The organism is Pseudomonas sp. CAN1, from assembly GCF_030462585.1.
In the GTDB taxonomy this organism is placed as follows: domain Bacteria; phylum Pseudomonadota; class Gammaproteobacteria; order Pseudomonadales; family Pseudomonadaceae; genus Pseudomonas.
Window position 1 is genome coordinate 191,408 of sequence record NZ_JASMRU010000006.1, and the last position, 16,905, is coordinate 208,312.

Annotated in this window: 15 protein-coding genes; 12 read left to right on the forward strand and 3 right to left on the reverse strand. The window is 64.8% G+C overall.

The genetic code is table 11. The features are described from left to right. Positions 1-15 precede the first annotated feature (15 nt). The 12 genes from fabZ (at position 16) to ispD (ending at position 14,210) form a co-directional block, all read left to right on the forward strand. Complete coding sequence (gene fabZ / locus QO207_RS11355; RefSeq protein ID WP_301532519.1) at positions 16-456, forward strand: 3-hydroxyacyl-ACP dehydratase FabZ; 441 nt, start codon at positions 16-18, stop codon at positions 454-456. Beyond that, positions 453-1,229, forward strand: a complete 777-nt coding sequence (gene lpxA, locus QO207_RS11360; RefSeq protein ID WP_301532520.1) for an acyl-ACP--UDP-N-acetylglucosamine O-acyltransferase — start codon at positions 453-455, stop codon at positions 1,227-1,229. Before fabZ ends, lpxA begins: the two co-directional genes overlap by 4 nt. Positions 1,230-1,231: 2 nt before the next feature. Next, positions 1,232-2,374: a lipid-A-disaccharide synthase gene (lpxB, locus tag QO207_RS11365; RefSeq protein WP_301532521.1), complete on the forward strand. Its 1,143-nt coding sequence runs from the start codon at positions 1,232-1,234 to the stop codon at positions 2,372-2,374. Then, entirely contained in the window at positions 2,374-2,985 is a 612-nt protein-coding gene (gene rnhB, locus QO207_RS11370; RefSeq protein WP_301532522.1) for a ribonuclease HII, read from the forward strand. The genes lpxB and rnhB overlap by 1 nt, the downstream gene beginning before the upstream one ends. A gap of 154 nt (positions 2,986-3,139) precedes the next feature. Further along, positions 3,140-6,670, forward strand: coding sequence for a DNA polymerase III subunit alpha (gene dnaE, locus QO207_RS11375; RefSeq protein WP_301532523.1), 3,531 nt, complete (start codon positions 3,140-3,142; stop codon positions 6,668-6,670). 114 nt (positions 6,671-6,784) lie between these two features. Continuing rightward, entirely contained in the window at positions 6,785-7,735 is a 951-nt protein-coding gene (gene accA, locus QO207_RS11380) for an acetyl-CoA carboxylase carboxyl transferase subunit alpha (protein WP_301532524.1), read from the forward strand. A 69-nt stretch (positions 7,736-7,804) separates the two neighbouring features. Continuing rightward, positions 7,805-9,124: a tRNA lysidine(34) synthetase TilS gene (gene tilS / locus QO207_RS11385; RefSeq protein WP_301532525.1), complete on the forward strand. Its 1,320-nt coding sequence runs from the start codon at positions 7,805-7,807 to the stop codon at positions 9,122-9,124. A gap of 171 nt (positions 9,125-9,295) precedes the next feature. Next, positions 9,296-10,924: a CTP synthase gene (locus QO207_RS11390; protein WP_169940904.1), complete on the forward strand. Its 1,629-nt coding sequence runs from the start codon at positions 9,296-9,298 to the stop codon at positions 10,922-10,924. Between the two features lie 2 nt (positions 10,925-10,926). Beyond that, positions 10,927-11,772, forward strand: a complete 846-nt coding sequence (gene kdsA, locus QO207_RS11395) for a 3-deoxy-8-phosphooctulonate synthase (protein ID WP_301532526.1) — start codon at positions 10,927-10,929, stop codon at positions 11,770-11,772. Positions 11,773-11,877: 105 nt separating this feature from the next. Beyond that, positions 11,878-13,167 (forward strand): phosphopyruvate hydratase, encoded by a 1,290-nt coding sequence (gene eno, locus QO207_RS11400; protein WP_081517903.1) that lies wholly within the window; start codon positions 11,878-11,880, stop codon positions 13,165-13,167. Positions 13,168-13,230: 63 nt separating this feature from the next. Continuing rightward, positions 13,231-13,515, forward strand: coding sequence for a cell division protein FtsB (gene ftsB / locus QO207_RS11405; RefSeq protein WP_301532527.1), 285 nt, complete (start codon positions 13,231-13,233; stop codon positions 13,513-13,515). Continuing rightward, positions 13,512-14,210, forward strand: coding sequence for a 2-C-methyl-D-erythritol 4-phosphate cytidylyltransferase (ispD, locus tag QO207_RS11410; protein ID WP_301532528.1), 699 nt, complete (start codon positions 13,512-13,514; stop codon positions 14,208-14,210). Before ftsB ends, ispD begins: the two co-directional genes overlap by 4 nt. Before the next feature lie 257 nt (positions 14,211-14,467). Here ispD and yedF read toward each other — a convergent pair whose 3' ends face one another. From yedF to QO207_RS11425, 3 genes are all read right to left on the reverse strand, one after another. Next, positions 14,468-14,716, reverse strand: coding sequence for a sulfurtransferase-like selenium metabolism protein YedF (gene yedF / locus QO207_RS11415; protein WP_081517905.1), 249 nt, complete (start codon positions 14,714-14,716; stop codon positions 14,468-14,470). Then, a complete protein-coding gene (gene yedE / locus QO207_RS11420) occupies positions 14,682-15,908 on the reverse strand; it encodes a selenium metabolism membrane protein YedE/FdhT (RefSeq protein ID WP_301532529.1) in 1,227 nt (408 codons plus the stop codon). Before yedE ends, yedF begins: the two co-directional genes overlap by 35 nt. A 68-nt stretch (positions 15,909-15,976) precedes the next feature. Continuing rightward, positions 15,977-16,870: a LysR substrate-binding domain-containing protein gene (locus QO207_RS11425; protein ID WP_301532530.1), complete on the reverse strand. Its 894-nt coding sequence runs from the start codon at positions 16,868-16,870 to the stop codon at positions 15,977-15,979. Between the last annotated feature and the right edge of the window lie 35 nt (positions 16,871-16,905).

Below are 16,905 nucleotides of genomic sequence, written 5' to 3' on the forward strand. Positions count from 1 at the left end.
CAGGCTCCCCTGAACATGATGGACATCAACGAGATTCGCGAATACCTGCCTCATCGCTACCCCTTCCTGCTGGTGGATCGGGTGGTCGAGCTGGACATCGAGGCCAAGCGCATTCGCGCCTACAAGAATGTCAGCATCAACGAGCCGTTCTTCAATGGCCACTTCCCGCAGCATCCGATCATGCCGGGCGTGCTGATCATCGAGGCCATGGCCCAGGCGGCCGGCATCCTTGGTTTCAAGATGCTCGACGTGAAGCCGGCCGATGGCACCCTCTACTACTTCGTCGGCTCCGACAAGCTGCGCTTCCGCCAGCCGGTGCTGCCGGGTGACCAGCTGCAGCTCAACGCCCAGTTCCTCAGCGTCAAGCGCGGTATCTGGAAGTTCGACTGCCACGCCACTGTTGATGACAAGGCGGTATGCTCGGCCGAAATCATCTGTGCGGAACGCAAACTATGAGTTTGATCGATCCTCGCGCCATCATCGACCCGCGCGCAAAGCTGGCTGACGACGTAGAAGTGGGCCCCTGGTCCATGGTCGGGCCGGATGTGGAGATCGGCGAAGGTACGGTGATCGGTCCGCACGTGGTGGTCAAAGGCCCCACGAAGATCGGTAAGCACAATCGGATTTTCCAGTTCTCCAGCGTTGGTGAGGATACTCCCGACCTGAAGTACAAGGGCGAGCCGACTCGCCTGGTGATTGGCGACAACAACGTGATCCGCGAGGGTGTCACCATCCACCGCGGCACCATCCAGGATCGCTCGGAAACCACCATCGGCGACCACAACCTGTTCATGGCCTATGTGCACATCGGCCACGACAGCGTGATCGGCAACCATTGCATCCTGGTGAACAACACCGCGCTGGCGGGCCATGTTCACGTGGATGACTGGGCGATCCTCTCCGGTTACACCCTGGTTCACCAGTTCTGCCGCATCGGCGCCCACGCCTTCTCCGGCATGGGTACCACCATCGGCAAGGACGTCCCGGCCTATGTCACGGTCTTCGGCAACCCCGCCGAGGCCCGCAGCATGAACTTCGAGGGTTTGCGCCGTCGCGGCTTCAGTGCCGAGTCGATCCAGGCGCTGCGCCGCGCCTACAAGGTGGTCTACCGCCAGGGCCTGACGGTGGACGAGGCGCTGGCCGAACTGGCCGAAGTTTCCGCGCAGTTCCCGGAAGTGGCGGTATTCCGCGACTCCATCCAGAGCTCTACCCGCGGCATCACCCGCTGACCATGCAACTGACCGCACGCAAGCTGCGCGTCGCCCTGGTCGCGGGCGAGGCGTCCGGCGATATCCTCGGCTCCGGCCTCATGCAGGCGCTCAAGCAGCGCCACCCCGACATCGAGTTCATCGGCGTCGGCGGCCCACGCATGCAGGCCGAAGGGCTGCAATCGCACTTCCCGATGGAGCGCCTGGCCGTGATGGGCCTGGTCGAGGTGCTGGGTCGCCTGCGCGAACTGCTCCGCCGGCGCAAGGACCTGGTGAAGATGCTGATCGCCGCCAAGCCGGATGTGTTCATCGGTATCGATGCGCCGGACTTCAACCTGACGCTTGAATTGAAGCTGCGCCGCGCGGGTATCCGCACGGTGCATTACGTCAGTCCTTCGGTCTGGGCCTGGCGGCAGAAGCGCGTGCTGAAGATCAAGGAAGCCTGCGACCTGATGCTCGCACTGTTCCCCTTCGAGGCGCACTTCTACGAAGAGCATGCAGTACCGGTGCGTTTCGTCGGCCATCCGCTGGCCAACACCATTCCACTGGAAGCCGACCGTGCCGGCGCGCGCGAGCGCCTCGGCTTGCCGCAGGACGCCAGCGTCGTCGCCCTCTTGCCCGGTAGTCGGGGAGGGGAGGTCGGCAAGCTCGGCGCACTGTTCCTCGATACCGCACAGCGTCTGCTGCAGGATCGTCCTGGCCTGCGCTTCGTGCTGCCGTGCGCAAGCCCCGAGCGTCGCGTGCAGATCGAAGAAATGCTCGCTGGGCGCGACCTGCCGGTGCAGTTGCTCGATGGCGCCTCCCACGAGGCCCTGGCCGCCTGCGACGCCGTGCTGATCGCCTCCGGCACCGCTACGCTGGAAGCGCTGCTGTACAAGCGGCCGATGGTCGTTGCCTACAAGGTAGCGCCGATGACCTACCGCATTCTCAAACGCCTGGTGAAGAGCCCGTACATCTCGCTGCCGAACCTGCTGGCCGGTCGCCTGCTGGTGCCGGAGCTGATCCAGGACGCGGCGACCCCCGAGGCGCTGGCCGCTACGCTGTTGCCGCTGCTGGATGACGGCAGCGTGCAGACCGAACCCTTTGACGCCATCCATCGTGCTTTGCGCCAGGATGCGTCCGCGCAGGCCGCCGAAGCGGTGCTCGCCCTGGTGGAGAAACGCTGATGCAGATGGGCCTGGATTTCACCCTGGTGGAAGAGCTGGTGGCTGGCGTCGACGAAGTCGGCCGTGGCCCGCTGTGCGGCCCGGTGGTCACTGCGGCGGTGATTCTCGATCCGGCGCGGCCGATCAAGGGGCTCAACGACTCGAAGAAGCTCAGCGAAGCGCGCCGTGAGGCGCTGTTCGACGAGATTCGTGAGAAGGCCCTGGCCTGGTGCATTTCCCGCGCGGATGTGCATGAGATCGACCAACTGAACATCCTCCACGCCACCATGCTTGCCATGCAACGTGCGGTGGAAGGTCTAAGCGTTACGCCGAAACTCGCGCTGATCGATGGCAACCGCTGCCCGAAACTGCAGGTGCCGTCCGCGCCGGTGGTGCAGGGCGACGCCAAGGTGCCGGCCATCGCCGCTGCGTCGATCCTGGCCAAGGTCAGCCGCGATCGCGAGATGCAGGAAATGGAAGCGCTGTACCCCGGCTACGGCATCGGTGGGCACAAGGGCTACCCGACTCCTGTGCATCTCGAAGCCCTCAAGCGCCTGGGTCCGACGCCCATCCATCGACGTTCCTTCGGCCCGGTAAGGGCGCTGCTGGAAAACCCTGTCGGCATCCTGTAACACCCTGTTATTACTCTGAAATTCCTCGCGGTCGGCGGCCTGCCGGTGACTTCAATCGCCCGGCGCGACGGCTGGCCCATTGATCCCTGTAGCTTTGCGGACAGCCCCGGTACAATCCGGGGCTTGCCGTTTTTCGCGTTTGCCAAGGACCACCATGACCGCCACCTTCGTTCACCTGCGTCTGCACACCGAATTCTCCCTGGTCGACGGCCTGGTACGGGTCAAGCCGCTGATCAAGGCGGTCGGCGGGGCGGGCATGCCGGCGGTGGCGGTGACCGACCTGAGCAACATGTGCTCGCTGGTGAAGTTCTACAAGACGGCCATGGGTGGCGGCATCAAGCCGATCTGCGGCGCTGACATCTGGCTGGCCAACCGCGACGAGGACGGCCCGCTGACCCGCCTGACCCTGCTGGCGATGAACGCCAAGGGCTACCGCAACCTCACCGAGCTGATTTCCCGTGGCTGGCAGGAAGGCCAGCGCAACGGCGAGATCATCATCGAGCGGCAGTGGGTCAAGGATGCCGCCGAAGGCCTGATCGCGCTGTCCGGCTCCAAGGAAGGCGAGATCGGCATGGCTCTGCTGGAGGGCGACGACGCCCTGGCGGACTCGCTGCTGGCCGAGTGGCAGGAAGTCTTCCCGGAGAGTTTCTACCTGGACATCCAGCGCACCAGCCGGGTGAACGACGAAGAACACCTGCACGCCGCCGTGGCCCTGTCCGCGCGCAGCGGCGCGCCGCTGGTGGCGACCAACGACGTGCGCTTCATCAAGGAAGCGGACTTCGAGGCCCACGAGACCCGCGTCTGCATTGGCGAAGGCCGTGCCCTGGATGATCCGCGCCGTTCGCGCAGCTATTCCGATCAGCAGTACCTGAAGAGCCCGGAAGAAATGGCCGAGCTGTTCAGCGATATTCCCGAGGCTCTGGAAAACTCCGTCGAGATCGCCAAGCGCTGCAACATCGATGTGCAGCTGGGCAAGTACTTCCTGCCCAACTTCCCGATCCCCTACGACGACATGGACATCAACGACTACCTGCGCCATGTCTCCTACGAAGGCCTGGAGGAGCGCCTGGCGGTGCTCTGGCCGAAGGACACCACGCCGAACTACGAAGAGAAGCGGCAGCTCTACGTCGACCGCCTGGAGTTCGAGCTGGGCACCATCATCCAGATGGGCTTCCCCGGCTACTTCCTGATCGTGATGGACTTCATCAAGTGGGCCAAGAACAACGGCGTGCCGGTAGGCCCCGGCCGGGGCTCGGGTGCCGGCTCGCTGGTCGCCTACGTGCTGAAGATCACCGACCTCGACCCGCTGGCCTATGACCTGCTGTTCGAACGTTTCCTCAACCCCGAACGTATTTCCATGCCCGACTTTGACGTCGACTTCTGCATGGAAGGCCGCGACCGGGTGATCGACTACGTGGCCGGCGCCTACGGCCGCAATGCCGTGAGCCAGATCATCACCTTCGGCTCCATGGCCGCCAAGGCGGTGGTGCGCGACGTGGCGCGGGTGCAGGGCAAGTCCTACGGCCTGGCCGACAAGCTGTCGAAGATGATCCCCTTCGAAGTGGGCATGACCCTGGAGAAGGCCTTCGAGCAGGAAGAAATGCTCCGCGACTTCCTCAAGACCGACGAGGAAGCCCAGGAAATCTGGGATATGGCGCTCAAGCTGGAAGGCGTCACCCGTGGTACCGGCAAGCACGCCGGTGGCGTGGTGATCGCGCCGACCAAGCTGACCGACTTCGCCCCCATCGCCTGTGACGAAGAGGGCGCCGGCCTGGTGACACAGTTCGACAAGGACGATGTGGAAGCCGCCGGCCTGGTGAAGTTCGACTTCCTCGGCCTGCGTACCCTGACCATCATCAAGTGGGCGATGGAGATCATCCATCGTATCCAGAAGAAGGCCGGCGAGACTGACCTGGTCGACATCGACCGCATCGCGCTGGACGACAAGAAGACCTACGACCTGCTGCAGAAGGCGGAAACCACCGCGGTCTTCCAGCTTGAGTCGCGCGGCATGAAGGAGCTGATCAAGAAGCTCAAGCCGGACTGCCTGGAAGACCTCATCGCACTGGTGGCGCTGTTCCGTCCCGGTCCGCTGCAGTCGGGCATGGTGGACGACTTCATCAACCGCAAGCACGGTCGCGAAGAGATTTCCTACCCGCACCCGGATTACCAGTACGCCGGCCTCGAACCGGTGCTCAAGCCCACCTACGGCATCATCCTGTACCAGGAACAGGTGATGCAGATCGCCCAGGTGATGGCGGGCTACAGCCTCGGCGGCGCGGACATGCTGCGTCGCGCCATGGGCAAGAAGAAGCCCGAGGAAATGGCCAAGCAGCGCGGCGGCTTCATCGAGGGCTGCTCGGCCAACGGCATCGACGAAAACCTCTCGGGCAACATCTTCGACCTGGTGGAAAAGTTCGCCGGCTACGGCTTCAACAAGTCGCACTCTGCCGCCTACGGCCTGGTGTCGTACCAGACCGCCTGGCTGAAGACCCACTGGAAAGCCCCGTTCATGGCCGCGGTACTCACCGCGGATATGCAGAACACCGACAAGGTGGTGACGCTCATCGAAGAGTGCCGCCACATGAAACTGCGCATCCTGGCGCCGGACGTGAACAACTCCGAGTTCCGCTTCACCGTCGACGAGGACAACCAGATCGTCTACGGCCTGGGCGCGATCAAGGGCGTCGGCGAAGGCCCGGTGGAAGCCATCACCGAGTGCCGCAACGAAGGCGGGCCGTTCAAGACCCTGTTCGACTTCTGCGACCGCATCGACCTCAAGCGCGTCAACAAGCGCACCCTGGAAGCGCTGATCCGCGCCGGCGCGCTGGATCGCCTCGGCCCGCACTTCCATGAAGAACAGAAGGCCTATCACGCCCACGTCGATATCAATCGCGCCGTGCTGCTGGCGTCCATGGAAGAGGCGGTCAAGTCGGCCGAGCAAACCTCGCGCAGCCACGACAGCGGCCACATGGACCTGTTCGGCGGTGTCTTCGCCGAGCCGGAGGCGGATGTCTACGCCAACCACCGCAAGGTCAAGGAGCTCAACCTCAAGGAGCGCCTGAAGGGCGAGAAGGACACCCTCGGCCTGTACCTGACCGGACACCCCATCGACGAGTACGAAGGCGAGGTGCGACGTTTTGCCCGCCAGCGCATCGTCGAGCTGAAGCCCGCGCGCGACACCCAGACCGTCGCCGGCCTGATCGTCAACCTGCGGGTCATGAAGAACAAGCGCGGCGACAAGATGGGCTTCGTGACCCTGGACGACCGCTCCGGCCGTATCGAGGCCTCGCTGTTCGCCGAAGCCTTCGCCGCCAACCAGGCGCTGCTGCAGACCGACGCGCTGGTGGTCATCGAGGGCGAAGTCAGCCAGGACGATTTCTCCGGCGGCCTGCGCCTGCGCGCCAAGCGCGTGATGGGCCTGGAGGAAGCCCGCACCTCGCTGGCGGAAAGCCTGCGAGTGCGCGTCCATGCCGATGCGCTCAAGGGCGACCGTCTGCGCTGGCTGGCCGACCTCTGCACCCGTCACCGTGGCAGCTGCCCGGTCACCGTCGACTACAGTGGCGAGCAGGCGCGCGCCCTGCTGCAGTTCGGCGAACAGTGGCGGATCGACCCGGCAGACAACCTGATTCAAGCGTTGCGTGACCAGTTCGGCCGCGACAACGTCTTCCTCAACTACCGCTAGTGAAGCCCGCGGCCAAAGGCCGCCCGCCCGCCAGTCTCGACCCTCGGCGCCCGATACCGTAAGGTAGGGCGCCTACGGACCAGGCCCAGCCGCCAACAGAACGACGGATAGCCCATGAACCCGAATTTTCTCGATTTCGAACAGCCCATTGCCGACCTGCACGCCAAGATCGAAGAGCTGCGACTTGTCGGCAACGACAACGCCCTGAACATCACCGACGAAATCTCCCGTCTGCAGGAGAAGAGCAAGGCGCTGACCGAGAACATCTTCGGCAACCTGTCCAGCTGGCAGATCGCCCAGCTCGCGCGCCATCCGCGTCGCCCCTACACCCTGGACTACATCGAGCACATCTTCAGCGAGTTCGAAGAGCTGCACGGTGACCGTCACTTCTCCGACGACGCTGCCATCGTTGGTGGTGTTGCCCGCCTGGAAGACCAGCCGGTGATGATCATCGGCCACCAGAAGGGCCGTGAAGTGCGCGAGAAGGTRCGCCGCAACTTCGGCATGCCGCGTCCGGAAGGCTACCGCAAGGCCTGCCGCCTGATGGAAATGGCCGAACGTTTCAAGATGCCGATCCTGACCTTCATCGATACCCCCGGCGCCTATCCGGGCATCGACGCCGAAGAGCGTGGCCAGAGCGAGGCCATCGCCTGGAACCTGCGTGTCATGGCGCGCCTGAAGACCCCGATCATCGCCACTGTGATCGGCGAAGGCGGCTCCGGCGGCGCACTGGCCATCGGCGTGTGCGACCAGCTGAACATGCTGCAGTACTCCACCTATGCGGTGATCTCGCCGGAAGGTTGTGCCTCGATCCTCTGGCGTACCGCCGAGAAGGCGCCGGAAGCGGCCGAAGCCATGGGCATCACCGCCAGCCGTCTGAAGGACCTGGGGATCGTGGACAACGTCATCCCCGAGCCGCTGGGCAGCGCCCACCGTGACCCGGCCGCCATGGCCGAGACCATCCGCAATTCCCTGCTTGGCCAGCTCGACACGCTGAAGCAGCTGAGCAGCGAAGAGCTCCTGGCGCGCCGTTACGAGCGCCTGATGAGCTACGGCGTCGCCTGATCGACGCCTGTGGCGCAGCGCGGGTGACGGGGTATCCTTGCCTCGTCCCCGACCCTGCCGACCTGCGCCATGCCTGCTGAACTGCCATCCCTACTGCTGAGTTTCCTCGCACCCTGGCGTAACGCGCCGACTTGGCGTGTCGCTTTGTCCGGCGGGCTGGATTCCACCGTTCTCCTGCATCTTCTGGCGCAACTCGCCTCTCGCGAAGCCCTGCCACCGATTTCTGCCATTCACGTACATCATGGCCTGCAGGCTGTCGCTGAAGGCTGGCCGGAGCATTGCCAGCGCTTCTGCGACTCCCTGGGCGTGCCGTTGCAAGTTGCGCGTGCGCAGGTCGATGGAGGCGCCAGCCTGGAGCGTGCGGCGCGTGAGGCGCGTTACGCGGCCTTCACCGCGGCTCTGGAGAAGGGCGAGTGCCTGCTGACCGGCCAGCATCGCGATGATCAGGCGGAAACCGTGCTGTTCCGGCTGTTCCGGGGTGCCGGGGTGCGCGGCTTGTCGGGCATGGCCGCGCAGCGCTCGCTGGGCGCTGGAGTGCTGCTGCGTCCCTTACTGGGGATAACCCGTGGCGAGCTGGAGCGCTATGCCCGCAGCCATGGGCTGCGTTGGGTGGAAGACCCTTCCAACGCCAGTAACGATTACGACCGCAACTACCTGCGTAACCGGGTTCTGCCGGGCATCGTCGAGCGCTGGCCGGCGGCGGTGGAGACCATCGCCCGCAGTGCCGAACAGTTGGCGGAAGCCGACGGGCTGCTCGGCGAGCTGGCGCAGATCGATCTGATTTCGGCGGGTGTACGTACCGAGTACATCGGTATGCAGCTGCCGTCGCTGGCGGTGGCGGCGCTGGCGGAGCTGAGCGAGCCGCGCCAGCGCAATGCACTGCGTCACTGGCTGGCACCGCTGGCTCGTCTGCCTGATCGCGCGCACTGGGCTGGCTGGCAGGATCTGCGTGATGCCCGCGAGGACGCCGAACCGATCTGGCGCCTCGCCGATGGTGAGCTGCGCCGTGCCCATGGCCGACTCTGGTGGCTGGCCAACCCCTGGCTGGGTTTCGTACCGACGAATCAGATCTGGCGTGATCCTTCCCAGCCAATTTCGCTGCCGGGCAATGGTTCGTTGCGCTTCGAGGGAGCGCCACCGGGCGGGCCGCTGGAAGTGCGGTACCGGCAGGGTGGCGAGGTAATGGCCCTGCCGGGACGTGGCTCCCGCGATCTCAAGCGGCTGCTCAACGAAGCGGCCATTCCGGCCTTCCTGCGTGCTCGTTTGCCGCTGCTCTGGCGAGCCGACGAGCTGCTTGGCGTGGCCCTGCTGCCGGACCTGCGGGTGGAGGCGGGGCAGGGCTGGACACTGCGCTGGACACCTCCGACGAATGACTCGGGTTTGAGCTGATAGCGGCTTTCCGGTAGACTACGCTCCCGTCTTGTACAGCTCCTGTTGATTCGCCTGCGAATCAGTGGGAGTTCGCTATTTTCACGACGAAGTCGTGAGCCGGGTCTTGTACCCGACACCTTCGCTTCCCCGGCGGCCGAGCCGCCTAAACGCTGACATTCAGGGCTTTTCATGACGCGCTACATCTTCGTCACGGGTGGTGTTGTTTCTTCATTGGGGAAAGGCATCGCCTCGGCTTCCTTGGCTGCCATTCTGGAAGCGCGTGGCCTGAAGATCACGATGCTCAAGCTGGACCCCTACATCAACGTCGATCCGGGCACCATGAGCCCGTTCCAGCACGGTGAGGTGTTCGTCACCCACGACGGCGCGGAAACCGACCTCGATCTGGGCCACTACGAGCGTTTCGTTCGTACCACGATGACCCAGAACAACAACTTCACCACCGGCCGCGTCTACATGGACGTACTCCGCAAGGAGCGCCGTGGTGATTATCTGGGCGCTACCGTGCAGGTCATCCCGCACATCACCGACGAGATCAAGCGTCGCATCATCAAGGGCGCCGGCGATGCCGACGTGGCCCTGGTTGAAGTCGGCGGCACCGTCGGTGACATCGAGTCGCAACCCTTCCTCGAGGCCATCCGCCAGCTGCGCGTGGAGATCGGTTCGCGCCGTGCCATGCTGATGCACCTGACGCTGGTCCCGTACATCGCCACCGCTGGCGAGACCAAGACCAAGCCGACCCAGCACTCGGTCAAGGAACTGCGCTCCATCGGCCTGCAGCCTGACATTCTGGTCTGCCGCTCCGACCACCCGGTGGACATTTCCTCCCGCCGCAAGATCGCCCTCTTCACCAACGTGGAAGAGCGCGCGGTCATCTCGCTGGAAGACGTCGACACCATCTACCGCATTCCGTCCGTGCTGCACGCCCAGGGCGTCGACGACTTCGTCGTCGAGCGCTTCGGCCTGGAGTGCGGCCCGGCCGACCTGTCCGAATGGGACCGCGTGGTCGACGCCAAGCTCAACCCCGAGCGTGAAGTCACCATCGCCATGGTCGGCAAGTACATGGAACTGCTCGACGCCTACAAGTCGCTGATCGAAGCCATGACCCACGCCGGCATCCAGAGCCGTACCAAGGTCAACCTGCGCTACATCGACTCCGAGGACATCGAGCAGCAGGGCACCAGCCTGCTCGAAGGCGCCGATGCCATCCTGGTTCCGGGCGGCTTCGGCCTGCGCGGCGTGGAAGGCAAGATCACCGCCGTGCAGTACGCTCGCGAGAACAAGGTTCCGTACCTGGGCATCTGCCTGGGCATGCAGGTGGCTGTCATCGAATACGCCCGCAACGTGCTGGGCTGGACCGATGCCAACTCCACCGAGTTCGACAAGTCCAGCGGCCACCCGGTCGTCGGCCTGATCACCGAGTGGCAGGACGCCACCGGCGCCACCGAAGTGCGCACCGAAGCTTCCGACCTGGGCGGCACCATGCGCCTGGGCGCCCAGGAATGCCTGCTGTCCGCCGGTACCCTGGTGCACGACTGCTACGGCAAGGAAGTGATCGTCGAGCGTCACCGTCACCGCTACGAAGTGAACAACAACCTGCGTCCGCAACTGGAAGCCGCCGGCCTGAAGATTTCCGGCCGCTCCGGCGACGGCGCGCTGGTGGAAGTCGTGGAAGCTCCGGACCACCCGTGGTTCGTCGCCTGCCAGTTCCACCCGGAATTCACTTCCACCCCGCGTGATGGCCACCCGCTGTTCAGCGGCTTCGTCAACGCCGCCCTGAAGCAAGCCGGGAAAGCCTGAGCATGAGCCAGAAGATCATCCGCGTCGGTGATATCCAGATCGGCAACGACCTGCCGTTCGTGCTGTTCGGCGGCATGAACGTGCTGGAGTCGCGCGACCTGGCGATGCAGGTCTGCGAAGAGTACGTGAAGGTTACCGAGAAGCTCGGTATCCCTTACGTGTTCAAGGCCAGCTTCGACAAGGCCAACCGATCCTCGATCACCTCGTTCCGGGGTCCGGGCATGGAAGAAGGGCTGAAGATCTTCGAAGAGATCAAGAAGACCTTCAACGTGCCGGTCATCACCGATGTGCACGAGCCCTACCAGGCTGCGCCGGTGGCCGAGGTCTGCGACATCATCCAGCTGCCGGCCTTCCTGTCCCGGCAGACCGACCTGGTCGTGGCCATGGCCCAGACCAAAGCGGTGATCAACATCAAGAAAGCCCAGTTCCTCGCGCCGCAGGAGATGAAACACATCCTGCGCAAGTGCGAGGAGGCGGGTAACGACCAGCTGATCCTCTGCGAGCGGGGTTCTTCCTTCGGGTACAACAACCTGGTGGTGGACATGCTCGGCTTCGGCGTCATGAAGCAGTTCGAGTACCCGGTGTTCTTCGACGTGACCCACGCCCTGCAGATGCCGGGCGGTCGCGCCGATTCCGCCGGCGGCCGCCGCGCCCAGGTCACCGACCTGGCCAAGGCCGGCATGAGCCAGGGCCTCGCCGGCCTGTTCCTGGAGGCCCACCCGGACCCCGAGAACGCCAAATGCGACGGTCCGTGCGCCCTGCGCCTGAACAAGCTCGAACCTTTCCTGTCCCAGCTCAAGCAGCTGGACGACCTGGTCAAGAGTTTCCCCACTATCGAGACTGCCTGAGGATTTGCTCGATGTTCCCCGTTGCGCCAAGCGCGGGGGCATCGGGCAGGTTCTGATGTCTCACCAGCCGCCCCGTTTATCTCTATCTTCGGAGTGTTATCAAGAATGGCAAAGATCGTCGACATCAAGGGCCGTGAGGTCCTGGACTCCCGCGGCAACCCGACCGTTGAAGCGGACGTGATCCTGGACAACGGCATCGTCGGCAGCGCTTGCGCCCCGTCCGGTGCATCCACCGGTTCCCGCGAGGCTCTCGAACTGCGCGATGGCGACAAGAGCCGTTACCTGGGCAAGGGCGTGCTGAAAGCCGTGGCCAACATCAATGGCCCGATCCGCGACCTGCTGCTGGGCAAGGACGCGGCTGACCAGAAGGGTCTGGATCACGCGATGATCGACCTCGACGGCACCGAGAACAAAGGCAAGCTGGGCGCCAACGCCATCCTCGCCGTGTCCCTGGCCGCCGCCAAGGCCGCTGCTCAGGCCAAGGGCGTGCCGCTCTATGCGCACATCGCCGACCTGAACGGCACCCCGGGCCAGTACTCCATGCCGGTTCCGATGATGAACATCATCAACGGTGGCGAGCACGCCGATAACAACGTCGACATCCAGGAGTTCATGGTTCAGCCGGTCGGCGCCAAGAACTTCGCCGACGCCCTGCGCATGGGCGCCGAGATCTTCCATCACCTCAAAGCTGTGCTGAAGGCCCGTGGCCTGAACACCGCCGTGGGTGACGAAGGTGGCTTCGCGCCGAACCTGGCTTCCAACGAAGACGCCCTGGCCGCCATCGCCGAAGCCGTCGCCAACGCCGGCTACAAGCTGGGCGACGACGTGACCCTGGCCCTGGACTGCGCCTCCTCCGAGTTCTTCAAGGACGGCCAGTACGACCTGGAAGGCGAAGGCAAGGTGTTCAGCGCCGAAGGTTTCGCTGACTACCTGGCTGGCCTGACCCAGCGCTACCCGATCATCTCCATCGAAGACGGCATGGACGAGTCCGACTGGGCTGGCTGGAAAGTCCTGACCGACAAGATCGGCGAGAAGGTGCAGCTGGTCGGCGACGACCTGTTCGTCACCAACACCAAGATCCTCAAGCGCGGCATCGACGAGCAGATCGGCAACTCGATCCTGATCAAGTTCAACCAGATCGGCTCGCTGACCGAAACCCTGGAAGCCATCCAGATGGCCAAGGCTGCCGGCTTCACCGCCGTCATCTCGCACCGTTCGGGCGAAACCGAGGACAGCACCATCGCTGACCTGGCCGTCGGCACTGCCGCTGGTCAGATCAAGACCGGTTCCCTCTGCCGCTCCGACCGCGTTTCCAAGTACAACCAGCTGCTGCGCATCGAAGAGCAGCTGGGCGCCAAGGCGCCGTACCGTGGTCGCGCGGAATTCCGCGGCTGATACTAGTCTGGTACGGTGAAGGGGTGGCAGGAGCCACCCCTTTGCGTACATGGAGCTGATGGTTTGAGGTTACGTAGCCCCTACTGGCTGTTCGTCGTGCTGATCCTTGCATTGGCTGGCCTGCAGTATCGCCTGTGGATCGGTGATGGCAGCCTGGCGCAAGTGGGCGACCTGCAGAAGCAGATCGCCGACCAGCAGGGCGAGAACGAGCGCCTGCTCGAACGTAACCGCATCCTCGAGGCCGAAGTCGCCGAGCTCAAGAAAGGCACCGAGACCGTCGAGGAGCGTGCCCGCCACGAACTCGGCATGGTCAAGGACAAGGAAACCCTCTACCAGCTCGCGCAATGACCACACCCGCCTTCTGGGCCGTCATCCCGGCCGCCGGCATCGGTTCGCGGATGCGCGCCGACCGCCCCAAGCAATACCTCGACCTCGCCGGTCGCAGCATTCTCGAACGCACCCTCGACTGTTTCCTCGGCCATCCCCGGCTCAAGGGTCTGGTGGTGTGCCTGGCCGCCGACGATCCCTGGTGGCCGGCCCTGCCGAGCGCTGCCAACGAACTGATCCAGCGCGCCGAAGGTGGCCGCGAGCGCGCCGATTCCGTGCTCAATGGCCTGCTGCGCCTGACTGAGCTGGGCGCTGGCAGTGACGACTGGGTGCTGGTGCACGACGCCGCCCGGCCGAACCTGGCCCGCATTGACCTGGATCGCCTGCTGGGTGATCTGGAGTTCGATGCCGTGGGCGGACTGCTCGGCGTACCCGCGCGGGATACCCTGAAGCGCGTCGACGCTGACGGCCGCGTAGTCGAAACCATCGACCGCAGCGTGGTCTGGCAGGCCTACACGCCGCAGATGTTCCGCCTCGGCGCGCTGCACCGCGCGCTCGCCGATGCGCTGGTGGCCGACGCGGCCATCACCGACGAGGCTTCTGCCATGGAGTGGGCGGGCTACGCGCCGCGCATGGTGGAAGGGCGGGTAGACAACATCAAGGTCACCACCCCGGAAGACCTGCAGCGCCTGCAGCGCAACTTCGCCAAGCACTGAAGCCCCCATCAGGAACCGGGCTCCCTGCAGGGCTGCTCCGGCGCTGGGACGAGCGTAGGAGCGGACTTTGTCCGCGATGTCTGCGCTTTGCGCCGTAGGGGCGGTAGGTGCGGGGTCGAGTCGATCGCGGACGGAGTCCGCTCCTACCCCCCCTTCAATAGCCTGGTGCCGTAGGGCGAATAACCTGGAACAGGTTATCCGCCGATCTTGTGCGCGGCGGATAACGCTGGCGCGTTATGCACCCTACAACACCCGCTTCAACCCAGCAGCGGCACTTCGATCAGAAAGCGGAACAGCGCCCCGTGTTGCTCCACCGCCAGGCAATGGTAGCCATGGCGCTTGGTGTCTTCCGGAATGCCATGCACCGACTGCGAGCAATCGGTGATCACTTCCAGCAGATCGCCCGGCTTGAGCGTCTCCAGGGTTTCCAGGGTGGCGATGGCGTTGTACGGGCAGTGTTCGCCGCGCAGATCAAGCGACAGCGTCGGCGTCTTGGTGTCGGGCATCGGACGGTTTCCGTTTACGAGTGAAGCGTTGCGCGTTGAGTTGTACCAGCAGCATGCACAGGGCAAGGCCGGCGAAGGTGATCAGCAGGCCGCCGCCGGGGCCGAACTCCTGCAGCAGGTTGAGCTTGGGATAGGGCAGGGCGAGGCTGGTGCCGAGTTGGTCCCAGTAAACCGCGACCAGAGTACCGCCGATCACGTTGCCGACGCCCACCACCCAGAAGTGCACCTGGCCCTCCATCGAGCGGTACATCCAGCCGGTCTCGCAGCCGCCGGCCAGCACGATACCGATGCCAAACAGCACGCCGCCGATCACGGCGTTCGGGCCCATCCAGAAGATCTTCGGCGGCAGGCCGTTGTGGATCGCGGCGAAGGTGCCGATGCAGGCAGCCGCCATGCCCAGCAGGATGCCCAGCGCGGCCTGGGTCCGGCCGGTGGTCCAGAGGTCGCGGGCGGCGCTGGTGAAGCAGATCTGCGCGCGTTCGATCAGGCCGCCGAACAACAGGCCGAACAGGCAGGCCATGCCCAGCACCAGCGAGACTTCGAAGCGCCAGGCCGCGAACAGCGCGGCGATCGCAAGCACGCCCATGCCCAGGCGCCATTGCAGCTTGGCGCGACGCGCGAGTGCTTCCGCGCTCGGCAGGGCTGCGGCCTTGCCGCCGACTTTCAGTGGAATGCGCAGGAACGGCAGCAGGCTGATCTTCACGCCGAACCAGGCGCCGATCACCGTGGAGAACATGAAGGCCCAGGCATGCACCGAGAACATCGGGATGCCGGTGAAGAACGCGGCCAGGTTGCAGCCCATCGCCAGGCGCGCGCCGAAGCCGGCGATCACCCCGCCGATCAGGCCCTGCAGCAGGCGGCGCTTGCTGGTCGGCCAGCGCAGGCTGACGTTGCCGGCCCAGAGCGCGCAGACCAACGCGCCGAGGAACATGCCGATGATCATCACGCCATCCACACGATCCAGCGGCGTGCCCTGCAGGCCGATGATCTTGAAGTAGCTCCACTCCTGGGGCTGCAGGCCGAACCAGGACAGCACATGGCCGCCCCAGCGGGTGAATTCGCCGGTGACTGCCCAGAAGGTGCCGGTCATGGCGAAGTAATAGGCGGACGCGACGCCGAGGGCGATCAGCGTCGGCAGTGGCGACCAGAAACGCAGGAGATAGCGTTCACGGAAGGCAGAAAGGGCTGACATAGCGTCGTCCTTGATCCGAAGGGTGGGAAACCGCCCATTTTAGCCAAGCCGCCCGCTCGGCGCTTGCGTTAAGACAAGGGCGGCGGCTGAAGTTGCTGTAGGCCTTCCTTCAGATGATCCACGAGCTGCCGTACCTTCGGTGATAAGTGCCGCTGCTGTGGATAAAGTGCCCAAACCCCCGTGTTGGGCGGCTGGTGCGCCTCCAGCAGGGAGATCAGGCGCCCGCTGCGCAGGTGCTCCAGCACGTAGTAGTCCGGCAGCTGGCACAGGCCGAAGCCGCGCAGCGCCGCGTCGAGCACCGCCTGGCCGCTGTTGCAGCGCCAGTTGCCCTGCACCCGGTGCTGGGTTTCGCGGCCGTCTTCGAGGAAGCTCCACTGGTCGCTGCTGCCTACCAGGCAGTTGTGCTGGGCCAGTTCGGCAACGCTCTGCGGCGTGCCATGGCGGGCGAGGTAGTCCGGAGTGGCGCACAGGTACATCACCCGCGGTGCCAGGCGCGTGGCCACCAGCCGTGAATCGCTCAGCCGGCCGAGGCGGATCGCCAGGTCGAAGCCCTCGTGGAACAGGTCGAGCTGGCGGTTGGACAGTTCCACCTCGACCCGTAGCTGCGCAAACTGCGCCATGAACTCGTTCACCAGCGGCACCACGAAGCGCTCGCCGTAAGCCACCGCGCAGGTCATGCGCAGCAGGCCCTTGGGCTCTGCAGACAGATCGCTCACTGCCCGCACAGCTTCCTCGCGGGCATCCTGCAGGCGCCGGCAATGCTGCAGGAAGGTCTGCCCGGCTTCGCTCAGCGTTACCTTGCGGGTGTTGCGGTAGAGCAGGCGGGTCTGCAGACGCTCCTCCAGTCGCGCCACCTGGCGGCTGACGTGGGATGACGACACGCCCAGGCGCTCGGCGGCGGCGGTGAATTGGCCGGTTTCGGCGACAGCGACGAATTCGTCCAGTCCTTCCCAGCGGTGCATCTGGATTATCCCTGTATTGCAATAATGTTTTGATT